Source organism: Streptomyces jeddahensis (genome assembly GCF_001642995.1).
Classification (GTDB): Bacteria; Actinomycetota; Actinomycetes; order Streptomycetales; family Streptomycetaceae; genus Streptomyces; species Streptomyces jeddahensis.
The window spans coordinates 64,574-79,672 of the sequence record NZ_LOHS01000200.1; the positions used below are offsets into that span (position 1 = coordinate 64,574).

Here is a 15,099-nt window from a genome sequence, read left to right on the forward strand (position 1 = left end):
TCCTCAGCCCCTCTGCGGAACGATCTGGAAGTACACGGCGGTCATCACGAAGTTCGTCACGAACAGCAACATGAAGGTGATCACCACCGACTGGTTCACCGCGTCGCCCACGCCCTTCGGTCCGCCCTTCGCGGTCAGCCCCTTGTAGGAGGCGACGATCGCCGCGATCGCCCCGAACACCAGCGCCTTCAGCTCGGCCGCCCACAGGTCCGAGAGCTGGGCGAGGGTGGTGAAGGAGGCCAGATAGGCGCCGGGCGTGCCGTCCTGCAGGACGACGTTGAAGAAGTAGCCGCCCGCCACGCCGACCACCGACACCAGGCCGTTGAGCAGCACGGCCACCACCATCGACGCCAGTACGCGCGGCACCACGAGCCGGTGGATCGGGTCGATGCCAAGGACCTGCATCGCGTCGATCTCCTCGCGGATCTTCCGCGCTCCCAGGTCGGCGCAGATCGCCGTGCCGCCGGCGCCCGCGATCAGCAGTGCGGTGACGATCGGCGAGGCCTCCCGCAGCACCGCGAGCACCGAGGCGGCGCCCGAGAAGGACTGGGCACCCAGCTGCCGGGTCAGGCTGCCGATCTGGAGCGCGATGACCGCCCCGAAGGGGATGGAGACGAGCGCCGTGGGCAGGATCGTGACGCTGGCGACGAACCAGGCCTGCTGGATGAACTCCCGTAGCTGAAAGGGACGTCGGGGCATGGTCCGCAGCACGTCCAGGGCCATGGCGAAGAGGCTGCCGGAGTGCCGCAGCGCTCCGGTCGGTGACAGGCTCATGCGCCCGCTCCCTTCCAGGCGTGCACGGGATGGAGTTCCGCCTCGCGTCTCGCGATGGCCTGCCACCGGGGCGGCCGGGTGATGCCCGGTCCCGGCAGCAGGCGGGGCGTCATCTCCGTACGGCTGACGGAGTCGGCGTGTGCGCCGTTCCCGAGCTGCGCCAGCTCCTGCTCGACCTGGGCGGCGTCCTTCTCCTCCGCCATGCCGATCGGCCCCTGCATCCGGCCGTTCAGGAACTGCCGCACGACCGGCTCGTCGCTGGTCAGCAGCTTCTCGCGCGGGCCGAACATCACCAGCTCGCGCCGGAACAGGAGACCGATGTTGTCCGGCACCTGGCGGGCCGAGGCGATGTCGTGCGTGACGATCAGGAAGGTCGCGTCGATCTGGGCGTTGAGATCGACGATCAGCTGGTTGAGATACGCGACGCGCACCGGGTCGAGGCCGGAGTCCGGCTCGTCGAAGAGGATGATCTCCGGATCGAGCACGAGGGCCCGCGCCAGACCCGCCCTTTTCCGCATACCTCCGGATATCTCACCCGGCAGCTTCTCCTCGGCGCCGATCAGCCCGACCATGTCCATCTTCTCGAGGACGATCCGCCGGATCTCGCTCTCGGACTTACGGGTGTGCTCGCGCAGCGGGAAGGCGATGTTGTCGTAGAGATTCATCGACCCGAACAGCGCACCGTCCTGGAACAGCACGCCGAAGAGCTTCCGCACCTCGTAGAGGTCGTGCTCACGCAGCTTGGTGATGTCCTGGCCCGCGATCCGGATCGAGCCCCGGTCCGGCTTGAGCAGCCCGACGAGCGTCTTGAGGAACACCGACTTGCCCGTGCCCGAGGGGCCGAGCATCACCGATACCTCCCCGGCAGGCAGCGTCAGCGAGACGTCCTGCCAGATGACCTGGTGTCCGAAGGACTTGGTCAGCCCTTCCACACAGATCTCGACACCCATCCGGTCCACCCTTCAGCCTGTGGAGCAGCTCCGACATCTGCTCTACGGGGAGAGGAAGGGCGTCCGTCGCTGCGGTGACCGAATTTTTTTCCGGATGGGGATCAGGGTGCCGACGAACCGGTGGCCTGGTGCGGTCAGGGCAGGTGCGCGTCCCCTGCGCTGGGGGCGTCCACCCGCGCGGAGGCGCCGGGGGTCGCCGTGACCTCCGGGACCGCCGGAACGGACGACGCATCGGGCACCGCCGGAACGGACGCCTCCGGCAAGGACGGCACAGACGGCACAGACGGCACAGACGGGACGGACGGGACGTGGGGCACCCCGGGCACCTGCGGCACGTCCGGCACCGCGGGGGCGGACAGAGTCGGCAGCGGATCCACGGAGACCCCCGGGACGGGCGGAACGGACAGCCGCACCAGCGACCCGTCACCGGACGGACCCGTACCCTCCGCGCCGCCGGCCGTCGGCGGCCCCGTGAGACCGCGGTCACCGGGAGCCGGCGTCCGGCCGCCCGCGTCCGTGCCCCTCACCTCGGTGGTCTGCGCGGTGTCCGAGACGGACGGCCGCGGCGCCGTGCCGTCCCCGCCCCAGTCGTGCGCGTACGGCAGCACGAACCCGGCCACCACGAGGGTCGCCGCCGTCGACGCCACCGCGACCACATGCACATGGCCGCCGGTGCGCGGCCGGCCGCGTCCGATCAGGAAGAGGGCGACACCCAGCGTGGCCGCCAGCGAAGCGCGCAGGGTCCGCCGGGCCCGGGCGAGCAGCGACTCGACCGTCCGGTAGCTCAGCCCCATCTTGACGGCGACCTGCCCGACGTCCAGGTCCTCGGACTTCAGCCAGATCGCCTCCGCCTGGCGTGCGGGCAGCTCATTGCTGCGGACGGCCAGCCACCTGGCCTCCGCCCGGTCGCACACCGCCTCCTCGACGGGCACGGGACCGGGCGTGACGAGTGTGGGGCTGGTGCGCACCTCGGCCTCGCGGTTGACCTGCCGATGGCGGTCGATGCACAGCCGCATCGTCACGGTCGTCAGCCAGGCCCCGAGCCGCTCGTCGTCGAGATCCGGCCGCTCCGCGGCGCGCAGCATCGCCTCGTGTACGGCGTCCTCGGCGTCCTCCGGGCTGAGCGAACGGCGGCGGGCCACCTTGAGCAGCTGCTCGCGGTGGCTCCACATGCGCTGCCAGCGGTCCCGGTCCACGTCCGGTCCTTCGGGCCCTTCTTCACCCGCCCCGTCCGCAGACTCAGGATGCATGTCCGTCGCCATGAGGGCCCCTTCGCGCTCACCCGCCGGTCGTCCCGTGCTGTGCCCGGCGGGTGGCGACATTACCGCCCGGTATCAGCGGTTGTGGAGGGGGAGGCCCTCATCGAGTCCTTACCGTTGCTGGCCAGCGGCTCTTCCTCTATCAGCACTCCGTCTCCGGGCAGGGTGAGGGTGGGCTCCGGAAGGGGCAGTGCAGGCTCCTCCGTCTCCTCCGCCGGGCGGGTCTTCGAGGGCGAGGGCGAGGGTGACGAGGGTTTGGGCGTGGGGGATGACGGTGTGCCCGATGCACCGCCGGGGCGGGGCTCCGGCCGCGAGGACGCGTGCGAGCCCTTGGCGCGCTCCTTCTCCGACGTCTTCTTCTTCCCTCTCGCGTCGGACGCGGCGGGGTCGTCCGGCACCACCTGGTGCCCCTCGAGGAAGTACGCGAACCAGGCCCTGACCGTACGCAGGTAGGCCCTCGAGTGGTTGTAGCCGAGGATCGCCCGGTCCAGGTCGCCCGGCTGGGAGAGATCGCGCCCGCCCGCGCACAGATAGCGGCCCGCGGCGAGTGCCGCGTCGTAGATGTTGTGCGGGTCGGCGCGTCCGTCGCCGTTGCCGTCCGCGCCCCACGCCGCCCAGGTCGACGGGATGAACTGCATCGGGCCGACCGCCCGGTCGTACACGGTGTCCCCGTCGTACGCGCCGCCGTCGCTGTCCCGGATGAGAGCGAACCCGTTGCCGTCCAGCCGCGGCCCGAGGATCGGTGCCCGTGTCGTACCGTCCGCGGTCACGCGGCCGCCGCGCGCCTGTCCGGACTCCACCTGCCCGATGGCGGCGAGTAGCTGCCACCGCAGATGGCAACCGGGCGCGGTACGCGCGAGTTCCGACTCCGCATGCCGGTATGCCGCGAAAACCGTCGCCGGCAGCGCCCCGCCCCCCGCGGACGAGCCCTCTGCCGACGGGCCCTGCGCCGATGACGTGCCCGAGCCGTCCCGCGCCCGCAGCGGCGGGAGTTCGGCGCGGAACGGCGTGTCCCCGGAGATGCTCGGACCGCGTTCCGCCGCGCTCCGGGGGGCGGACTCCGACGTCCGCGCCACCGCCCCGGGAGCCTGGGACGTGGTCAGCACGGCCATGGCCGCAGCCGCGATCGCCGTTCCCCTGACTCCTCTTGCGGTCCCTCTTCGTGTGCGTCCTGCCATGGCGCAGCAGCCCCTCCCTGTCGCGTCGCCGCACCGCAGATGAGAGACGGCACGGCTTCCGTCATCTGCTTTACGGAGATGAGGAGCGGGTCCGTCGCCCGAATTGTCGATCGCGCGTTCGCGATCGCAAGACGACTTGCATCGGCCGCATTCAGTGCAACTGACTTTGTCCATGCGCGTAGACGCGGCCTGATCTGCTGCAGTACGGTCCAGCACGGCACAGCGCGATGCAACTTCCTTGCACCGCGTTTTGTCATGAGCCCGTCATCTTTCCAGGTCCGCAGGCCCGCCCCGGGCCTCTGAAAGGGATTCAGAAACAGGAGCAAACAGGGCGTTTTCCTCACTCCAGGAGCTTTCATGAAGTTGTTCCGCAGATCGTCATCGGTCGTCGCGGCTCTGCTCCTCGCGCTCACCAGTGTTCTGATGGGTGCTCAGCAGGCCGCAGCCGCCGCCCCCGCGTATGTCGCGCTGGGCGACAGCTACTCGTCCGGAACCGGAGCTGGCGACTACGGCGACAGCGGTGACTGCAAGCGCAGTGCCAACGCGTATCCCGCGCTGTGGGCCGCCGCCAACAGCCCCTCGTCCTTCTCCTTCACCGCCTGTTCCGGAGCCACCACAACGACCGTGATCAGCGGGCAGCTCGCGCCGCTGGGCGCCGGCACCGGCCTGATCAGCGTCAGCGCGGGCGGCAACGACGTGGGCTTCGCCGACGTCATGACCACCTGCATCCTCGAGGGCGAGGAGAGCTGCCTGTCGGCCGTGGCGACCGCCCGGTCCCAGATGTCCAGCCTGCTGCCCGGCAGGCTCAACACGCTGTACGCGACCATCAAGACCAGGGCGCCGAACGCCCGTGTCGTCGTGATGGGTTATCCCCGCCTCTACATGCTCAACGGCACCTGCATCGTCGGGCTGCGGGAGAGCGAGCGCGCCGCCCTCAACGCCGCGTCGGACCAGCTGAACTCCGTGATATCGGCCCGCGCCGCGGCGTACGGCTTCACCTTCGGCGACGTCCGGGGCGCCTTCACCGGACATGAGATCTGCTCGGGCGACGCGTGGCTGCACAGTCTGACCGTCCCTGTCGGTAACTCGTACCACCCCAACCAGGACGGCCAGGCCCTCGGGTATCTGCCGGTCTTCAGGGCCAGGGCGTGACTCGGCGTCCGACCTCGGAGGATTCCGTGGGCGGAGTCCGTTAAGGTCGGTCTCGGGGCGGCCGGGGCGCGCCGGCAGACCACAGCGGATGCCAATGGGGGCACAGTGCGATTGAAAGTGGAGTTCACGACCGAGCCCTTCGATCTGGACGAGACGCCGCGGCACGCCCTGGTGGCGCGCGAGGTCATCGAGGGGGCCGATCTGGACGCCGTCGATGTCGGACCGTTCGGCAACACGGCGGAGGGTGGCGTGGACGCCGTCCTCACCTCGGTCGACGCACTGCTGCGCAAGACCCTGGAGGCGGGCGCGACCCGGATCTCCCTGCAGATCAACGTGATCGGGGAGGGTGATCGGTGACCGGCATCGGAGACGACCCCTTCATCGCCGCGGTCAAGCCCCTCGTGGACGCGATGGGCGGCGAGATGGTCCCGCCGGACCAGGCGGGCGATGACGACGTCGTGCTCGCCTGGGAGGGCCGGGACGTGGTCGCCGTACGGCTGCCGCAGCTCGCCGACTCGCTGGACCACATCCTGGCCGCGCTGGAGCGCAAGCACGGCAGACCGCTCGCCCAGCTCGACCGCAAGGAGAAGCAGCAGGTCGTGAAGGCGCTGGAGGCCCGGGGTGCGTTCTCCGTACGGCACGGCGTCGAGACGGTGGCGAGCGCGCTCGGGGTGAGCCGCTTCACCGTCTACAACTACCTGAACAGGGATTACGGCGCCCAGCGCCAGTAGGCCCAGCGTCAGTATTCCCGGCGCCAGTAGGCGGCCTTGACCAACGCTGACGCTGCCTTGATCAACGCCGACCCCCTCGAATTCAACAAACTGTTGACATGAGGTCGTCGACGGTATTGGGTTAATCCAGCCCGTCCCGTATCAAGGCCACGGAGGCATCCCCGTGACTTCGAGTCCGACGACACCTGGTCCGGAAGCAGACGGCCTGGCCCGTTTCAACGCCCTGCCCGAGGCCGAGGCCGCCGCCGTCCTCCACGAGCTGTGCGCCTCATCGGCGTGGGGCAGCGCGCTGCTCGCCCGGCGTCCCTTCGTCAGCGCGGAGGATCTCCTCGCCGCGAGTGACGCCGCCATGGCCGGGCTCACCACCGCGGACCTGGAGGAGGCGATGGCGGGCCACCCGCCCATCGGCCGTCCCAAGCCGGGCGATCCGGCCTCCTCACGCGAACAGCGGGGCATGGCCGGAGCCTCCGACGAGCTCAGGGCCGAGATGCTCGAACTGAACCTGGCGTACCAGGACAGGTTCGGCCACGTCTTCCTGATCTGCGCCACGGGCCTGACCGGCGAGCAGATGCGGGACGCTGTGAAGACCCGGATCGGCAACTCGCCCGAGCAGGAGCGGGACATCGTCCGCACCGAACTGGGCAAGATCAACCGCATCCGGCTGACCCGACTCCTCGAAGAGGGCACGGCATGAGCACCGACACCACCGCCTCGGTGTCCACGCACATCCTGGACACCAGCATCGGCCGCCCCGCTGCGGGCGTCGCCGTCCAGCTGGCCTCCCGCAGCGGCCGGGACGCGGAGTGGCAGGAGCTCGGCGGCTCCGCTACCGACGCGGACGGGCGCTGCAAGGACCTCCCGGCGCTGCCGGAAGGCACCACCCACGTACGGCTCGACTTCGCCGTCGAACCGTACTTCGAGAAGAAGCAAGCCGAGGCGCAGCAGGACGCCCCCGCGAATCGGGACAGCGGGCCTGGGGTGTTCTTCCCGGAGGTGGCGATCACGTTCGCCGTCGTGCCGGGCGAGCACTACCACGTACCGCTGCTGCTCAACCCGTACGGCTACTCCGTATACCGAGGGAGCTAGCGATGGCAGTCAATTCCCGCCCTTCCCGCCCTGTGTTGGGACAGAACCAGTACGGCAAGGCCGAGAACCGCGTCGTCAGGATCGTGCGGGACGGCGCGACGCACCACATCAAGGACCTCAACGTGTCCGTGTCGCTCTCCGGCGACATGGACGACGTGCACTACTCCGGCTCCAACGCGAACGTCCTGCCGACCGACACCACCAAGAACACGGTGTACGCGTTCGCCAAGGAGCACGGCATCGAGTCCGCGGAGCAGTTCGGCATCCACCTCGCCCGGCACTTCGTGACCTCGCAGGAGCCGATCCACCGGGCACGCATCCGTATCGAGGAGTACGCCTGGGAGCGCATCGAGACGTCCGGTGAGGCCCGGCACTCCTTCGTACGCAAGGGGCAGGAGACCCGCCTCGCGCAGATCACCTTCGACGGCGAGACGTGGGAGGTCGTCTCCGGCCTCAAGGACCTCGTCGTGATGAACTCGACGAACTCCGAGTTCTGGGGCTACGTCAAGGACACGTACACGACGCTCCCCGAGGCGTACGACCGCATCCTCGCCACGCAGGTCTCCGGCCGCTGGCGGTTCAACTGGACCGGAGACGAGGAGACGGCACCCGACTGGGACACGTCGTACGAGCAGGTCAAGAAGCACATGCTGGAGGCCTTCGCGGAGACGTACTCGCTGTCGCTGCAGCAGACCCTCTACGCGATGGGCGCGCGGATCATCGACAACCGCGGCGAGATCGACGAGGTCCGCTTCTCCCTTCCGAACAAGCACCACTTCCTCGTCGACCTCGAGCCGTTCGGCCTGAAGAACGACAACGAGGTGTACTTCGCCGCCGACCGTCCCTACGGCCTCATCGAGGCGACCATCCTGCGGGACGGGTGCGAGGCGCACATCCCGGTGGACCTCACCAACCTCTAGGCATCAACCTCTAGGCATCCAGGAGCCCTGCCGTGGCAGTTGCGCATCACGTCGAGCGCATCGTCATCGAGAACTGCGCCGTCGCGACCGTCGACGCGGACGACACCGAGTACGCCACCGGCCACGTCGTCGTGGCCGGCGACACGATCGAGTCCGTGGGCCCGGGCAGGGCCCCGGAGGGCCTGGAGAACGTGGTCCGCCGCATCGACGGCACCGGCCACCTGGCCACCCCGGGCCTGGTCAACACGCACCACCACTTCTACCAGTGGATCACCCGCGGCCTGGCCACCGACCACAACCTCTTCGACTGGCTCGTCGCCCTCTACCCGACCTGGGCGCGCATCGACGAGCCCATGGTGTACGCGGCCGCGCAGGGATCCCTCGCCATGATGGCCCGCGGCGGCGTCACCACCGCCATGGACCACCACTACGTCTATCCGCGCGGCTCCGGCGACCTCTCCGGCGCGATCATCCGCGCTGCCCGCGAGACGGGCGTCCGCTTCACCCTCGCCCGCGGCTCCATGGACCGCGGCGCGTCGGACGGCGGACTGCCGCCGGACTTCGCGGTCGAGACCCTCGAGGGCGCGCTGGCCGCGACCGAGGAGACCGTCGACCGCCACCACGACCCGTCGTTCGGCGCGATGACGCAGATCGCGGTCGCCCCGTGCTCGCCCTTCTCGGTCACCACGGAACTCCTCAGGCAGGGCGCGGAGTTGGCCCGCCGCAAGGGGGTGCGCCTGCACACCCACGGCAGCGAGACGGTGGAGGAGGAGAAGTTCTGCCACGAGCTGTTCGGCATGGGGCCGACGGACTATTTCGAGTCGACCGGCTGGCTCGGCGAGGACGTGTGGATGGCGCACTGCGTCCACATGAACGACTCCGACATCGCCGCGTTCGCCCGTACGCGGACGGGGGTCGCCCACTGCCCGTCGTCCAACGCCCGGCTGGCCGCCGGGATCGCGCGCGTGCCCGACATGCTCGCGGCCGGTGTCCCGGTCGGTCTGGGCGTGGACGGTACCGCGTCCAACGAGTCGGGTGAGCTCCACACCGAGCTGCGCAACGCGCTGCTGATCAACCGCCTCGGTCCGCACCGGGAAGCCGCCCTGAACGCGCGCCAGGCGCTGCGCCTCGGCACGTACGGGGGTGCCCAGGTCCTGGGCCGGGCCGCCGAGATCGGCTCCCTGGAGCCGGGCAAGCTCGCCGACCTGGTGCTCTGGAAGCTCGACACGCTCGCCCACGCGTCGATCGCCGACCCGGTGACCGCCCTCGTCTTCGGCGCCGCGGCCCCGGTCACGCTCTCACTCGTCGGCGGCCGCCCGGTCGTCGAGAACAGCCGGCTGCTGCACGTCGACGAGGACGCCGTCGCCCGCTCCACGCGAGACGAGGCACAGCGCCTCGCGCGGATCGCCGCGGAGGGGTGATCCGGCGGTCCGTCTACCCCGTGTCCGGGGAGCGCGCGTGCACGACCGCGCTCCCCGGCGTGCTCACCCGGCTGCCGAAGGTCACCGCCCCTGAGCCTCCGCAGGCCCGCTGAACTGCACGATGTCGTCGGACGCCACGTCGTGCAGCCGGACGGCGAGATCCTCCAGGGCGCGACTGGCGGCCAGCTCGTCGCCGATCTCCGCCACCGGCCGGTCGATGGGATTCCGCCTGGCCACCCCGGTGCCGGTGACCTCGTGCGTCTCGGGGGTGTCGAGCACGGCGCGGGCGCGCGTGTTGTCGCCCTCCTCGGAGATGTAGACCTTCACGTTCCACTGCTTGTCCATCGTGATCACCTCTGTACGGGGGCGGGGCCCCGGGCGTGTCCCGGTTCTGCAGCCTCGTACTCCCAGCGTGCGCCGGACCGCGCGACCAGGCCAGAGGGAACGACGGTCCGATGGCGATCTTGTGGCCACCGCCCCGCCGGGAGGCGTCCCCGTGACAGCCGCCGATATTCGGTGGCCGCACCCGTCCGGCGCCAGCACAGTGACCACATGACGACGACTGACGCCACGTTCCTTCCCGGCCTCGAGCTGTCGCGGATCCTGTACGAAGAGGCGGCGCGGCCTCTCCTGGCGGAGGAGTGTCCCGGCCTGCGGTACACCGCCGCCCGGGTCGGTACGGGCTCGGGTGCTCGGCTTCGACACGGCACGGTCGGCGGACCACGAGTGGGGTCCGCGGCTGCAGCTGTTCCTCGCGCCCGAGGACGCGGCGGCAGGCGCCGCCGCCGTCCACCGGCTCCTCGCGGACCGGCTCCCGAAGCAGGTACGCGGCTGGCCCACACACTTCCGCCGCCGGGACGACGATCCGCTGGACCCGGTGTCCGGCCACATGGAACCGACGGACGGCCCGGTCGATCACCGGGTCGAGCTGGGCGACACCCGCGGCTGGCTGACCGCACAGCTCGGCGTCGACCCGCTGGCCGGTGAACCGGCCGCCCGCGACTGGCTGGTGATGCCGCAGCAGAAGCTCGCCGAGGTCACGTCCGGCGCGGTGTACCACGACGGGCTCGGGGAGCTCACGGCCGCGCGGCGGCGCCTGGAGTGGTACCCGGACCAGGTGTGGCGCCATCTGCTGGCCTGCCAATGGCAGAGGCTCTCCCAGGAGGAGGCGTTCGTGGGGCGCTGCGCCGAAGTGGGGGACGAGCTCGGCTCAGCGGTGGTCGCCGCCCGGCTCGTACGCGACCTGATGCGGCTGAGCCTGCTGCTCGAGCGCAGGTACGCGCCGTACAGCAAGTGGCTGGGCAGCGCGTTCGCCCAGCTCGCCGTGGCCGACGCCCTCGCCCCCTCGCTGCGCGGCGCCCTGGCGGCGACGGAGTATCCGGAGCGGGAACGCCACCTGTGCGACGCGTACGAGACGGTCGCCGCCCTGCAGAACGAGACCGGGCTCGCGCGTCCGGTGGCCCCGGAGCGCCGCCGCTACCACTCGCGGCCCTTCCTCGTCCTGCACGCCGAACGGTTCGCCCGGGCACTGGCGGACACCGTCACCGACCCGGACCTGCGGTCCCTGCCGCTGACCGGCGGCGTGGACCAGTGGGCGGACAGCACCGACTTCATCGGGCAGCAGGGATCGATCCGTGCGGCCGTGAACGCCCTCGCCTGACGCAGCCGTGAATGCCCTTGCCTGACCAGCGGCCCCGTCAGAGACCCAGCTCTTCGGGGCGGTCGGCCAGCGCCCGGAAGTACTCGCGCGGATCCCGCACCAGCCTGCGCTCCCTGAGGTCCAGCAGCCCGACGACGGACGTCACTTCGGCGGCCGTCGTGCCGTCCGTCGTCCGGATCGTCTGCTCGACGCGGAGGATCTTGCCCTTGCCCCAGAGGAACGCGCAGCTCACGTCGACCTCATCGCCGGCGCGCAGCTCGCGGAGGTAGCGGATGGTCGTCTCCAGCGTGGCCGGTCCCACGCCCTTCTCCAGCATGTCGCTCTGCCGGATGCCCGCGTGCTGCAGCAGCGACCAGCGGGCGTGCTCCGCGTACTGCAGGTACACGCTCTGATTCAGATGGCCCTGGGTGTCGGTCTCGTATCCGCGCACGACGACGCGCACGGAGAACGGGTCTGTCACGGCTTCCCCTTCGGCGGCTGAGCGCTTGCTTACCCATCGTTTGTACCGTACAGCCGTCCCGGAGGGGAGCCGTTCGCGTGAGAGGGCGGGCCGTCCGGCCTCACATGCACCGTCCCTTACAGGCGCCGCGGTGACGCGAGCAGATAGCGGACGCCCGTGCGCGGTTCCGTGTGCTCGCTCACCTGCCATCCGGCCTGCTCCAGCGCGGCCGCGCAGGCCCGGCGGCCGTCCGGGGCGGGATGGCGTACGGCGACAGCCTCCGGCTGCGGGGTGCTGCTGACGCGGTAACCCTCGCTGTCCGGGGTCGCGGGCGGGCAGTCCGCCGCCTCCAGGCACAGCGCCGCGGCCTGCACCAGATGGGCGCGCTCCCAGCCACAGGGTCGGTCGGTCGAGCCGTCCGGATTGGTGATCCGGCGCATCTCGACCAGTCCTTGCCAGGCGCTGCGCACCTCATGGACCCGGGCCTGCCCGTCGCCCTCGGGCGCCTCCTCGCCGCCGACGCGTGCGGCGAACACGCCCGGCGCCTGCTTCGGTACGGGTGCCCGCTCCTCCGTACGACCCGGCGTACGATCCGGCGTCTCCGGCTGCTCGCGCAGCCGGTGGCCGGCGGGCGTCAGGAAGTAGTCATGCGGCGGCCGCGGGTGCCGGAACGCGAGCCGCAGCCGTACCAGGCCCGCAAGCTGCGTCTCCGTCCCCCTGAGGCGGCCGGTCGCGGGATCGGCCGCCTCGATGATGCGCCGCTGCGCGGCGGTCGGCGGTCTGGCCACGCCCCCACCTCCTCGACCTCCTCGTAAGTCCCCACCGCTCTCGCAGCCTACGACTGAGGTCTGACATTCCAGGCGGCCACGACATGGCGCCCGTGCTCCGTGCTCAGCCGGCACAGCGCGCCCGTCGCGATCTGGAACAGGGCGCCGCCGGACGGCGGCAGCCCCAGCCGCCGGGCGGTCAGCACCCGCAGAAAATGCGAGTGGGCCACCAGGGCGACATTGCCCTCGCAGTCGGCGAGCGCCGCGTCCACCTTGGCGAGCATCCGGTCGGCCCGCGCACCGATCTCTTCCGGACTCTCGCCCGGATGCCCGTCAGGGCCGGGCACGACCCCGTCGCTGAACAGAAACCAGTCGGGGCGGCTGCCGTGGATCTCGTGGGTCGTCAAGCCCTCGTAGCCGCCGTAGTCCCACTCGCACAGATCCGGATCGATCTGCGTCTCGGTCAGCCCCGCGAGCTCGGCCGTCTCGCGGGCCCGTTTCATCGGGCTGACGAACACGGCCCCGATCCGGTACGAGGCGAGCAGCGGCCCCAGCCGGCGGGCCTGCTCCCTTCCGTTCTCGGTGAGGGAGATGTCCGACCAGCTGGTGTGCTGCCCCGAGCGCGACCACTCGGTCTCCCCGTGGCGGACAAGGAGCAGATCACCCATGTTCGCGATCCTGTTCTGTCGTGGCGAGCCGGGACGCCGGTCGGCGTGCGTGTGACGTGCGGCGCCCGGCCGATCACCACCGAGGCTACTGCCGGTACCCGCTCAGGAAGCGTCCGATCCGGCTGATCGCGGCATCCAGGTCGTCGGCGTACGGCAGGGTCAGGATGCGGAAGTGGTCCGGGCGCGGCCAGTTGAAGCCGGTGCCCTGGACGACCTGGATCTTCTCGCGCAGCAGCAGGTCCAGGACGAACTTCTCGTCGTCGTGGATGGGGTGGACCTTCGGGTCGAGGCGGGGGAAGGCGTAGAGCGCGCCCTTCGGTTTGACGCAGGAGACACCGGGGATCTCGTTGAGCCTCTCCCAGGCGCGGTTGCGCTGCTCGTACAGCCTGCCGCCCGGCGCGGTCAGCTCGCGGATCGACTGGCGGCCGCCGAGCGCGGCCTGGATGGCGTACTGGGCCGGGGCGTTGGCGCACAGGCGCATGGAGGCCAGCATGGTCAGGCCCTCCAGGTAGTCCTTCGCGTGCTGCCGCGGGCCCGTCACGACCAGCCAGCCGGAGCGGAAGCCCGCCACCCGGTACGTCTTCGACAGACCGCTGAAGGTGAGGACCACCAGGTCGGGGGCGAGGGCGGCGGCCGAGTGGTGTACGGCGTCGTCGTAGAGGATCTGGTCGTAGATCTCGTCCGCGAAGACCATCAGGCCGTGGCGGCGGGCGAGGTCGAGGATGCCCTCGATGGTCTCCTTCGGATAGACCGCGCCGGTCGGGTTGTTGGGGTTGATGATGACGACGGCCTTGGTGCGGTCAGTGATCTTCGAGGCCATGTCGTCGAGGTCCGGGTACCAGTCGGCGGACTCGTCGCAGATGTAGTGCACGGCCTTGCCGCCGGCGAGCGTGGTGACGGCGGTCCACAGCGGGAAGTCGGGGGCCGGGATGAGGACTTCGTCGCCGTCCTCGAGGAGCGCCTGCACGGCCATCGACACCAGCTCGGACACGCCGTTGCCGAGGAACACGTCGTCGACGCCGACCTCCAGGCCGAGCGCCTGGTAGCGCTGGGCCACGGCGCGCCGGGCGGAGAGGATGCCGCGCGAGTCCGTGTAGCCGTGCGCCTGGGGCAGCATCCGGATCATGTCCTGGACGATCTCCTCGGGCGCCTCGAAGCCGAAGAGCGCGGGGTTGCCGGTGTTGAGGCGCAGCACGCTGTGCCCGGCCTCCTCCAGCGCGTTGGCGTGCTCGATGACCGGGCCCCGGATCTCGTAACAGACCTCGCTGAGCTTGCTCGACTGCCGGAACTCCATGCGCTGCCGCCCCTCTGGTTCGTTGCGTTGCTTGGTTTTACCAAGTTGACGCTTGGAAAGTCCAACAACTTGTCTAGACTGCGTCGCATGTCACCGCGCCGAAGCTACGACCAGTACTGTCCCGCCGCCCGCGCCCTCGATGCCGTCGGCGACCGCTGGACCCTCCTGATCGTCCGGGAGTTGCTGGCCGGTCCGCGCCGCTACACGGACCTGCACGCGGACCTGCCGGGAGTCAGCACCGACGTACTGGCGTCCCGGCTGCGGGACATGGAGCGCGACGGGCTGACGACACGCCGCCGCCTGCCCCCGCCCGGCGCCGCGTTCGTCTACGAACTCACCGAGCGAGGAAGCCAGTTGCTGCCCGTTCTGCAGGCTCTCGGCGAGTGGGGCGCGTCCGCGCTGGAGGAACGCCGGCCCACCGACGCGGTGCGGGCCCACTGGTTCGCGCTGCCTCTGCTGCGGTGCCTGGAGGAGGCGGGCCTGGGCGAGGGTGTCGTGGAAGTGCGGCTGGACGAGGGGCAGTTCCACGTGCGGGTGGGCGGCCCGGCGGTCGGTGACGCCCCGGTCCACCCCGTCTACGGGGACGGACCCGCCCCGGAGGGGCCGGATGCCCGGCTCTCGCTGGACGCGGAGACGTGCACGGCGCTGAGCAGAGGGACCGTGCTGCTCATGGACGCGGTACGGGACGGGCGTATCGACGTGACGGGTGAGGGGACGCTGGCCAAGGCGCTGCGGGAGGCGTGAGCGTCTGCAGCTGAAGACAGCCGTGTATCGGGTTTCCCATCGGGTGTGATCAGCCG

The 15,099-nt window shown here is 70.6% G+C and carries 17 protein-coding genes and 1 pseudogene; 9 read left to right on the plus strand and 9 right to left on the minus strand.

The window, feature by feature from the left end:
* Positions 1-3: 3 nt before the first annotated feature.
* The 4 genes from STSP_RS35575 to STSP_RS35590 all read right to left on the minus strand — a co-directional run bounded on the left by STSP_RS35575 (position 4) and on the right by STSP_RS35590 (position 4,095).
* Complete coding sequence (locus STSP_RS35575) at positions 4-774, minus strand: MlaE family ABC transporter permease (protein ID WP_067285294.1); 771 nt, start codon at positions 772-774, stop codon at positions 4-6.
* On the minus strand, positions 771-1,724 hold the full coding sequence (locus STSP_RS35580) for an ABC transporter ATP-binding protein (protein ID WP_067285296.1): 954 nt from the start codon (positions 1,722-1,724) through the stop codon (positions 771-773). The genes STSP_RS35575 and STSP_RS35580 overlap by 4 nt, the downstream gene beginning before the upstream one ends.
* A gap of 134 nt (positions 1,725-1,858) precedes the next feature.
* A complete protein-coding gene (locus STSP_RS35585; RefSeq protein ID WP_107441501.1) occupies positions 1,859-2,974 on the minus strand; it encodes an RNA polymerase sigma factor in 1,116 nt (371 codons plus the stop codon).
* A gap of 71 nt (positions 2,975-3,045) precedes the next feature.
* Positions 3,046-4,095, minus strand: a complete 1,050-nt coding sequence (locus STSP_RS35590) for a lytic transglycosylase domain-containing protein (RefSeq protein ID WP_198547516.1) — start codon at positions 4,093-4,095, stop codon at positions 3,046-3,048.
* Positions 4,096-4,518: 423 nt separating this feature from the next.
* Here STSP_RS35590 and STSP_RS35595 point away from each other — a divergent pair, with 423 nt between their 5' ends.
* From STSP_RS35595 to STSP_RS35625, 7 genes are all read left to right on the plus strand, one after another.
* A complete protein-coding gene (locus tag STSP_RS35595) occupies positions 4,519-5,313 on the plus strand; it encodes an SGNH/GDSL hydrolase family protein (protein ID WP_067285301.1) in 795 nt (264 codons plus the stop codon).
* 105 nt (positions 5,314-5,418) lie between these two features.
* Entirely contained in the window at positions 5,419-5,670 is a 252-nt protein-coding gene (locus tag STSP_RS35600; protein WP_067285303.1) for a hypothetical protein, read from the plus strand.
* The gene (locus tag STSP_RS35605) at positions 5,667-6,044 is read left to right on the plus strand and encodes a helix-turn-helix domain-containing protein (protein WP_067285304.1); all 378 of its coding nucleotides are present in this window, start codon (positions 5,667-5,669) and stop codon (positions 6,042-6,044) included. The genes STSP_RS35600 and STSP_RS35605 overlap by 4 nt, the downstream gene beginning before the upstream one ends.
* Positions 6,045-6,207: 163 nt before the next feature.
* Entirely contained in the window at positions 6,208-6,738 is a 531-nt protein-coding gene (gene uraD, locus STSP_RS35610; protein WP_067285306.1) for a 2-oxo-4-hydroxy-4-carboxy-5-ureidoimidazoline decarboxylase, read from the plus strand.
* Entirely contained in the window at positions 6,735-7,130 is a 396-nt protein-coding gene (gene uraH / locus STSP_RS35615; protein ID WP_067285308.1) for a hydroxyisourate hydrolase, read from the plus strand. The genes uraD and uraH overlap by 4 nt, the downstream gene beginning before the upstream one ends.
* Before the next feature lie 2 nt (positions 7,131-7,132).
* Complete coding sequence (gene pucL, locus STSP_RS35620; protein WP_067285310.1) at positions 7,133-8,050, plus strand: factor-independent urate hydroxylase; 918 nt, start codon at positions 7,133-7,135, stop codon at positions 8,048-8,050.
* 32 nt (positions 8,051-8,082) lie between these two features.
* Positions 8,083-9,471 (plus strand): 8-oxoguanine deaminase, encoded by a 1,389-nt coding sequence (locus tag STSP_RS35625; RefSeq protein WP_067285312.1) that lies wholly within the window; start codon positions 8,083-8,085, stop codon positions 9,469-9,471.
* A gap of 81 nt (positions 9,472-9,552) precedes the next feature.
* On the opposite strand, the gene STSP_RS35630 is transcribed toward STSP_RS35625, so the two are convergent.
* A complete protein-coding gene (locus STSP_RS35630) occupies positions 9,553-9,816 on the minus strand; it encodes a DUF1876 domain-containing protein (protein ID WP_067285314.1) in 264 nt (87 codons plus the stop codon).
* Between the two features lie 207 nt (positions 9,817-10,023).
* On the opposite strand from STSP_RS35630, the pseudogene STSP_RS35635 reads away from it, so the two are divergent.
* Positions 10,024-11,131, plus strand: a pseudogene (locus STSP_RS35635) (DUF4037 domain-containing protein).
* Between the two features lie 37 nt (positions 11,132-11,168).
* On the opposite strand, the gene STSP_RS35640 reads toward STSP_RS35635, so the two are convergent.
* The 4 genes from STSP_RS35640 to STSP_RS35655 form a co-directional block, all read right to left on the minus strand.
* On the minus strand, positions 11,169-11,591 hold the full coding sequence (locus tag STSP_RS35640; protein ID WP_067285316.1) for an acyl-CoA thioesterase: 423 nt from the start codon (positions 11,589-11,591) through the stop codon (positions 11,169-11,171).
* A 116-nt stretch (positions 11,592-11,707) separates the two neighbouring features.
* The gene (locus STSP_RS35645) at positions 11,708-12,358 is read right to left on the minus strand and encodes a hypothetical protein (protein ID WP_067285318.1); all 651 of its coding nucleotides are present in this window, start codon (positions 12,356-12,358) and stop codon (positions 11,708-11,710) included.
* 47 nt (positions 12,359-12,405) lie between these two features.
* Positions 12,406-13,005 carry a histidine phosphatase family protein gene (locus STSP_RS35650; protein WP_067285320.1) on the minus strand — a complete coding sequence of 200 codons (600 nt, stop codon included), beginning with the start codon at positions 13,003-13,005 and terminating at the stop codon, positions 12,406-12,408.
* A gap of 85 nt (positions 13,006-13,090) precedes the next feature.
* Positions 13,091-14,299, minus strand: coding sequence for a pyridoxal phosphate-dependent aminotransferase (locus tag STSP_RS35655; protein ID WP_067285323.1), 1,209 nt, complete (start codon positions 14,297-14,299; stop codon positions 13,091-13,093).
* An 87-nt stretch (positions 14,300-14,386) separates the two neighbouring features.
* Between STSP_RS35655 and STSP_RS35660 the strand changes: the two genes are divergently transcribed.
* Positions 14,387-15,043 (plus strand): winged helix-turn-helix transcriptional regulator, encoded by a 657-nt coding sequence (locus STSP_RS35660; RefSeq protein WP_067285325.1) that lies wholly within the window; start codon positions 14,387-14,389, stop codon positions 15,041-15,043.
* The last annotated feature ends 56 nt before the right edge of the window (positions 15,044-15,099 follow it).

What these genes read in the sequence shown, in the direction of transcription:
- STSP_RS35575 (WP_067285294.1), bottom strand. Translation starts at nt 774, where the DNA reads ATGAGCCTGTCACCGACCGGAGCGCTGCGGCACTCCGGCAGCCTCTTC.
- STSP_RS35580 (WP_067285296.1), bottom strand. Translation starts at nt 1,724, where the DNA reads ATGGGTGTCGAGATCTGTGTGGAAGGGCTGACCAAGTCCTTCGGACAC.
- STSP_RS35585 (WP_107441501.1), bottom strand. Translation starts at nt 2,974, where the DNA reads ATGCATCCTGAGTCTGCGGACGGGGCGGGTGAAGAAGGGCCCGAAGGA.
- STSP_RS35590 (WP_198547516.1), bottom strand. Translation starts at nt 4,095, where the DNA reads ATGGCCGTGCTGACCACGTCCCAGGCTCCCGGGGCGGTGGCGCGGACG.
- STSP_RS35595 (WP_067285301.1), top strand. Translation starts at nt 4,519, where the DNA reads ATGAAGTTGTTCCGCAGATCGTCATCGGTCGTCGCGGCTCTGCTCCTC.
- uraH (WP_067285308.1), top strand. Translation starts at nt 6,735, where the DNA reads ATGAGCACCGACACCACCGCCTCGGTGTCCACGCACATCCTGGACACC.
- pucL (WP_067285310.1), top strand. Translation starts at nt 7,133, where the DNA reads ATGGCAGTCAATTCCCGCCCTTCCCGCCCTGTGTTGGGACAGAACCAG.
- STSP_RS35630 (WP_067285314.1), bottom strand. Translation starts at nt 9,816, where the DNA reads ATGGACAAGCAGTGGAACGTGAAGGTCTACATCTCCGAGGAGGGCGAC.
- STSP_RS35650 (WP_067285320.1), bottom strand. Translation starts at nt 13,005, where the DNA reads ATGGGTGATCTGCTCCTTGTCCGCCACGGGGAGACCGAGTGGTCGCGC.
- STSP_RS35655 (WP_067285323.1), bottom strand. Translation starts at nt 14,299, where the DNA reads ATGGAGTTCCGGCAGTCGAGCAAGCTCAGCGAGGTCTGTTACGAGATC.
- STSP_RS35660 (WP_067285325.1), top strand. Translation starts at nt 14,387, where the DNA reads ATGTCACCGCGCCGAAGCTACGACCAGTACTGTCCCGCCGCCCGCGCC.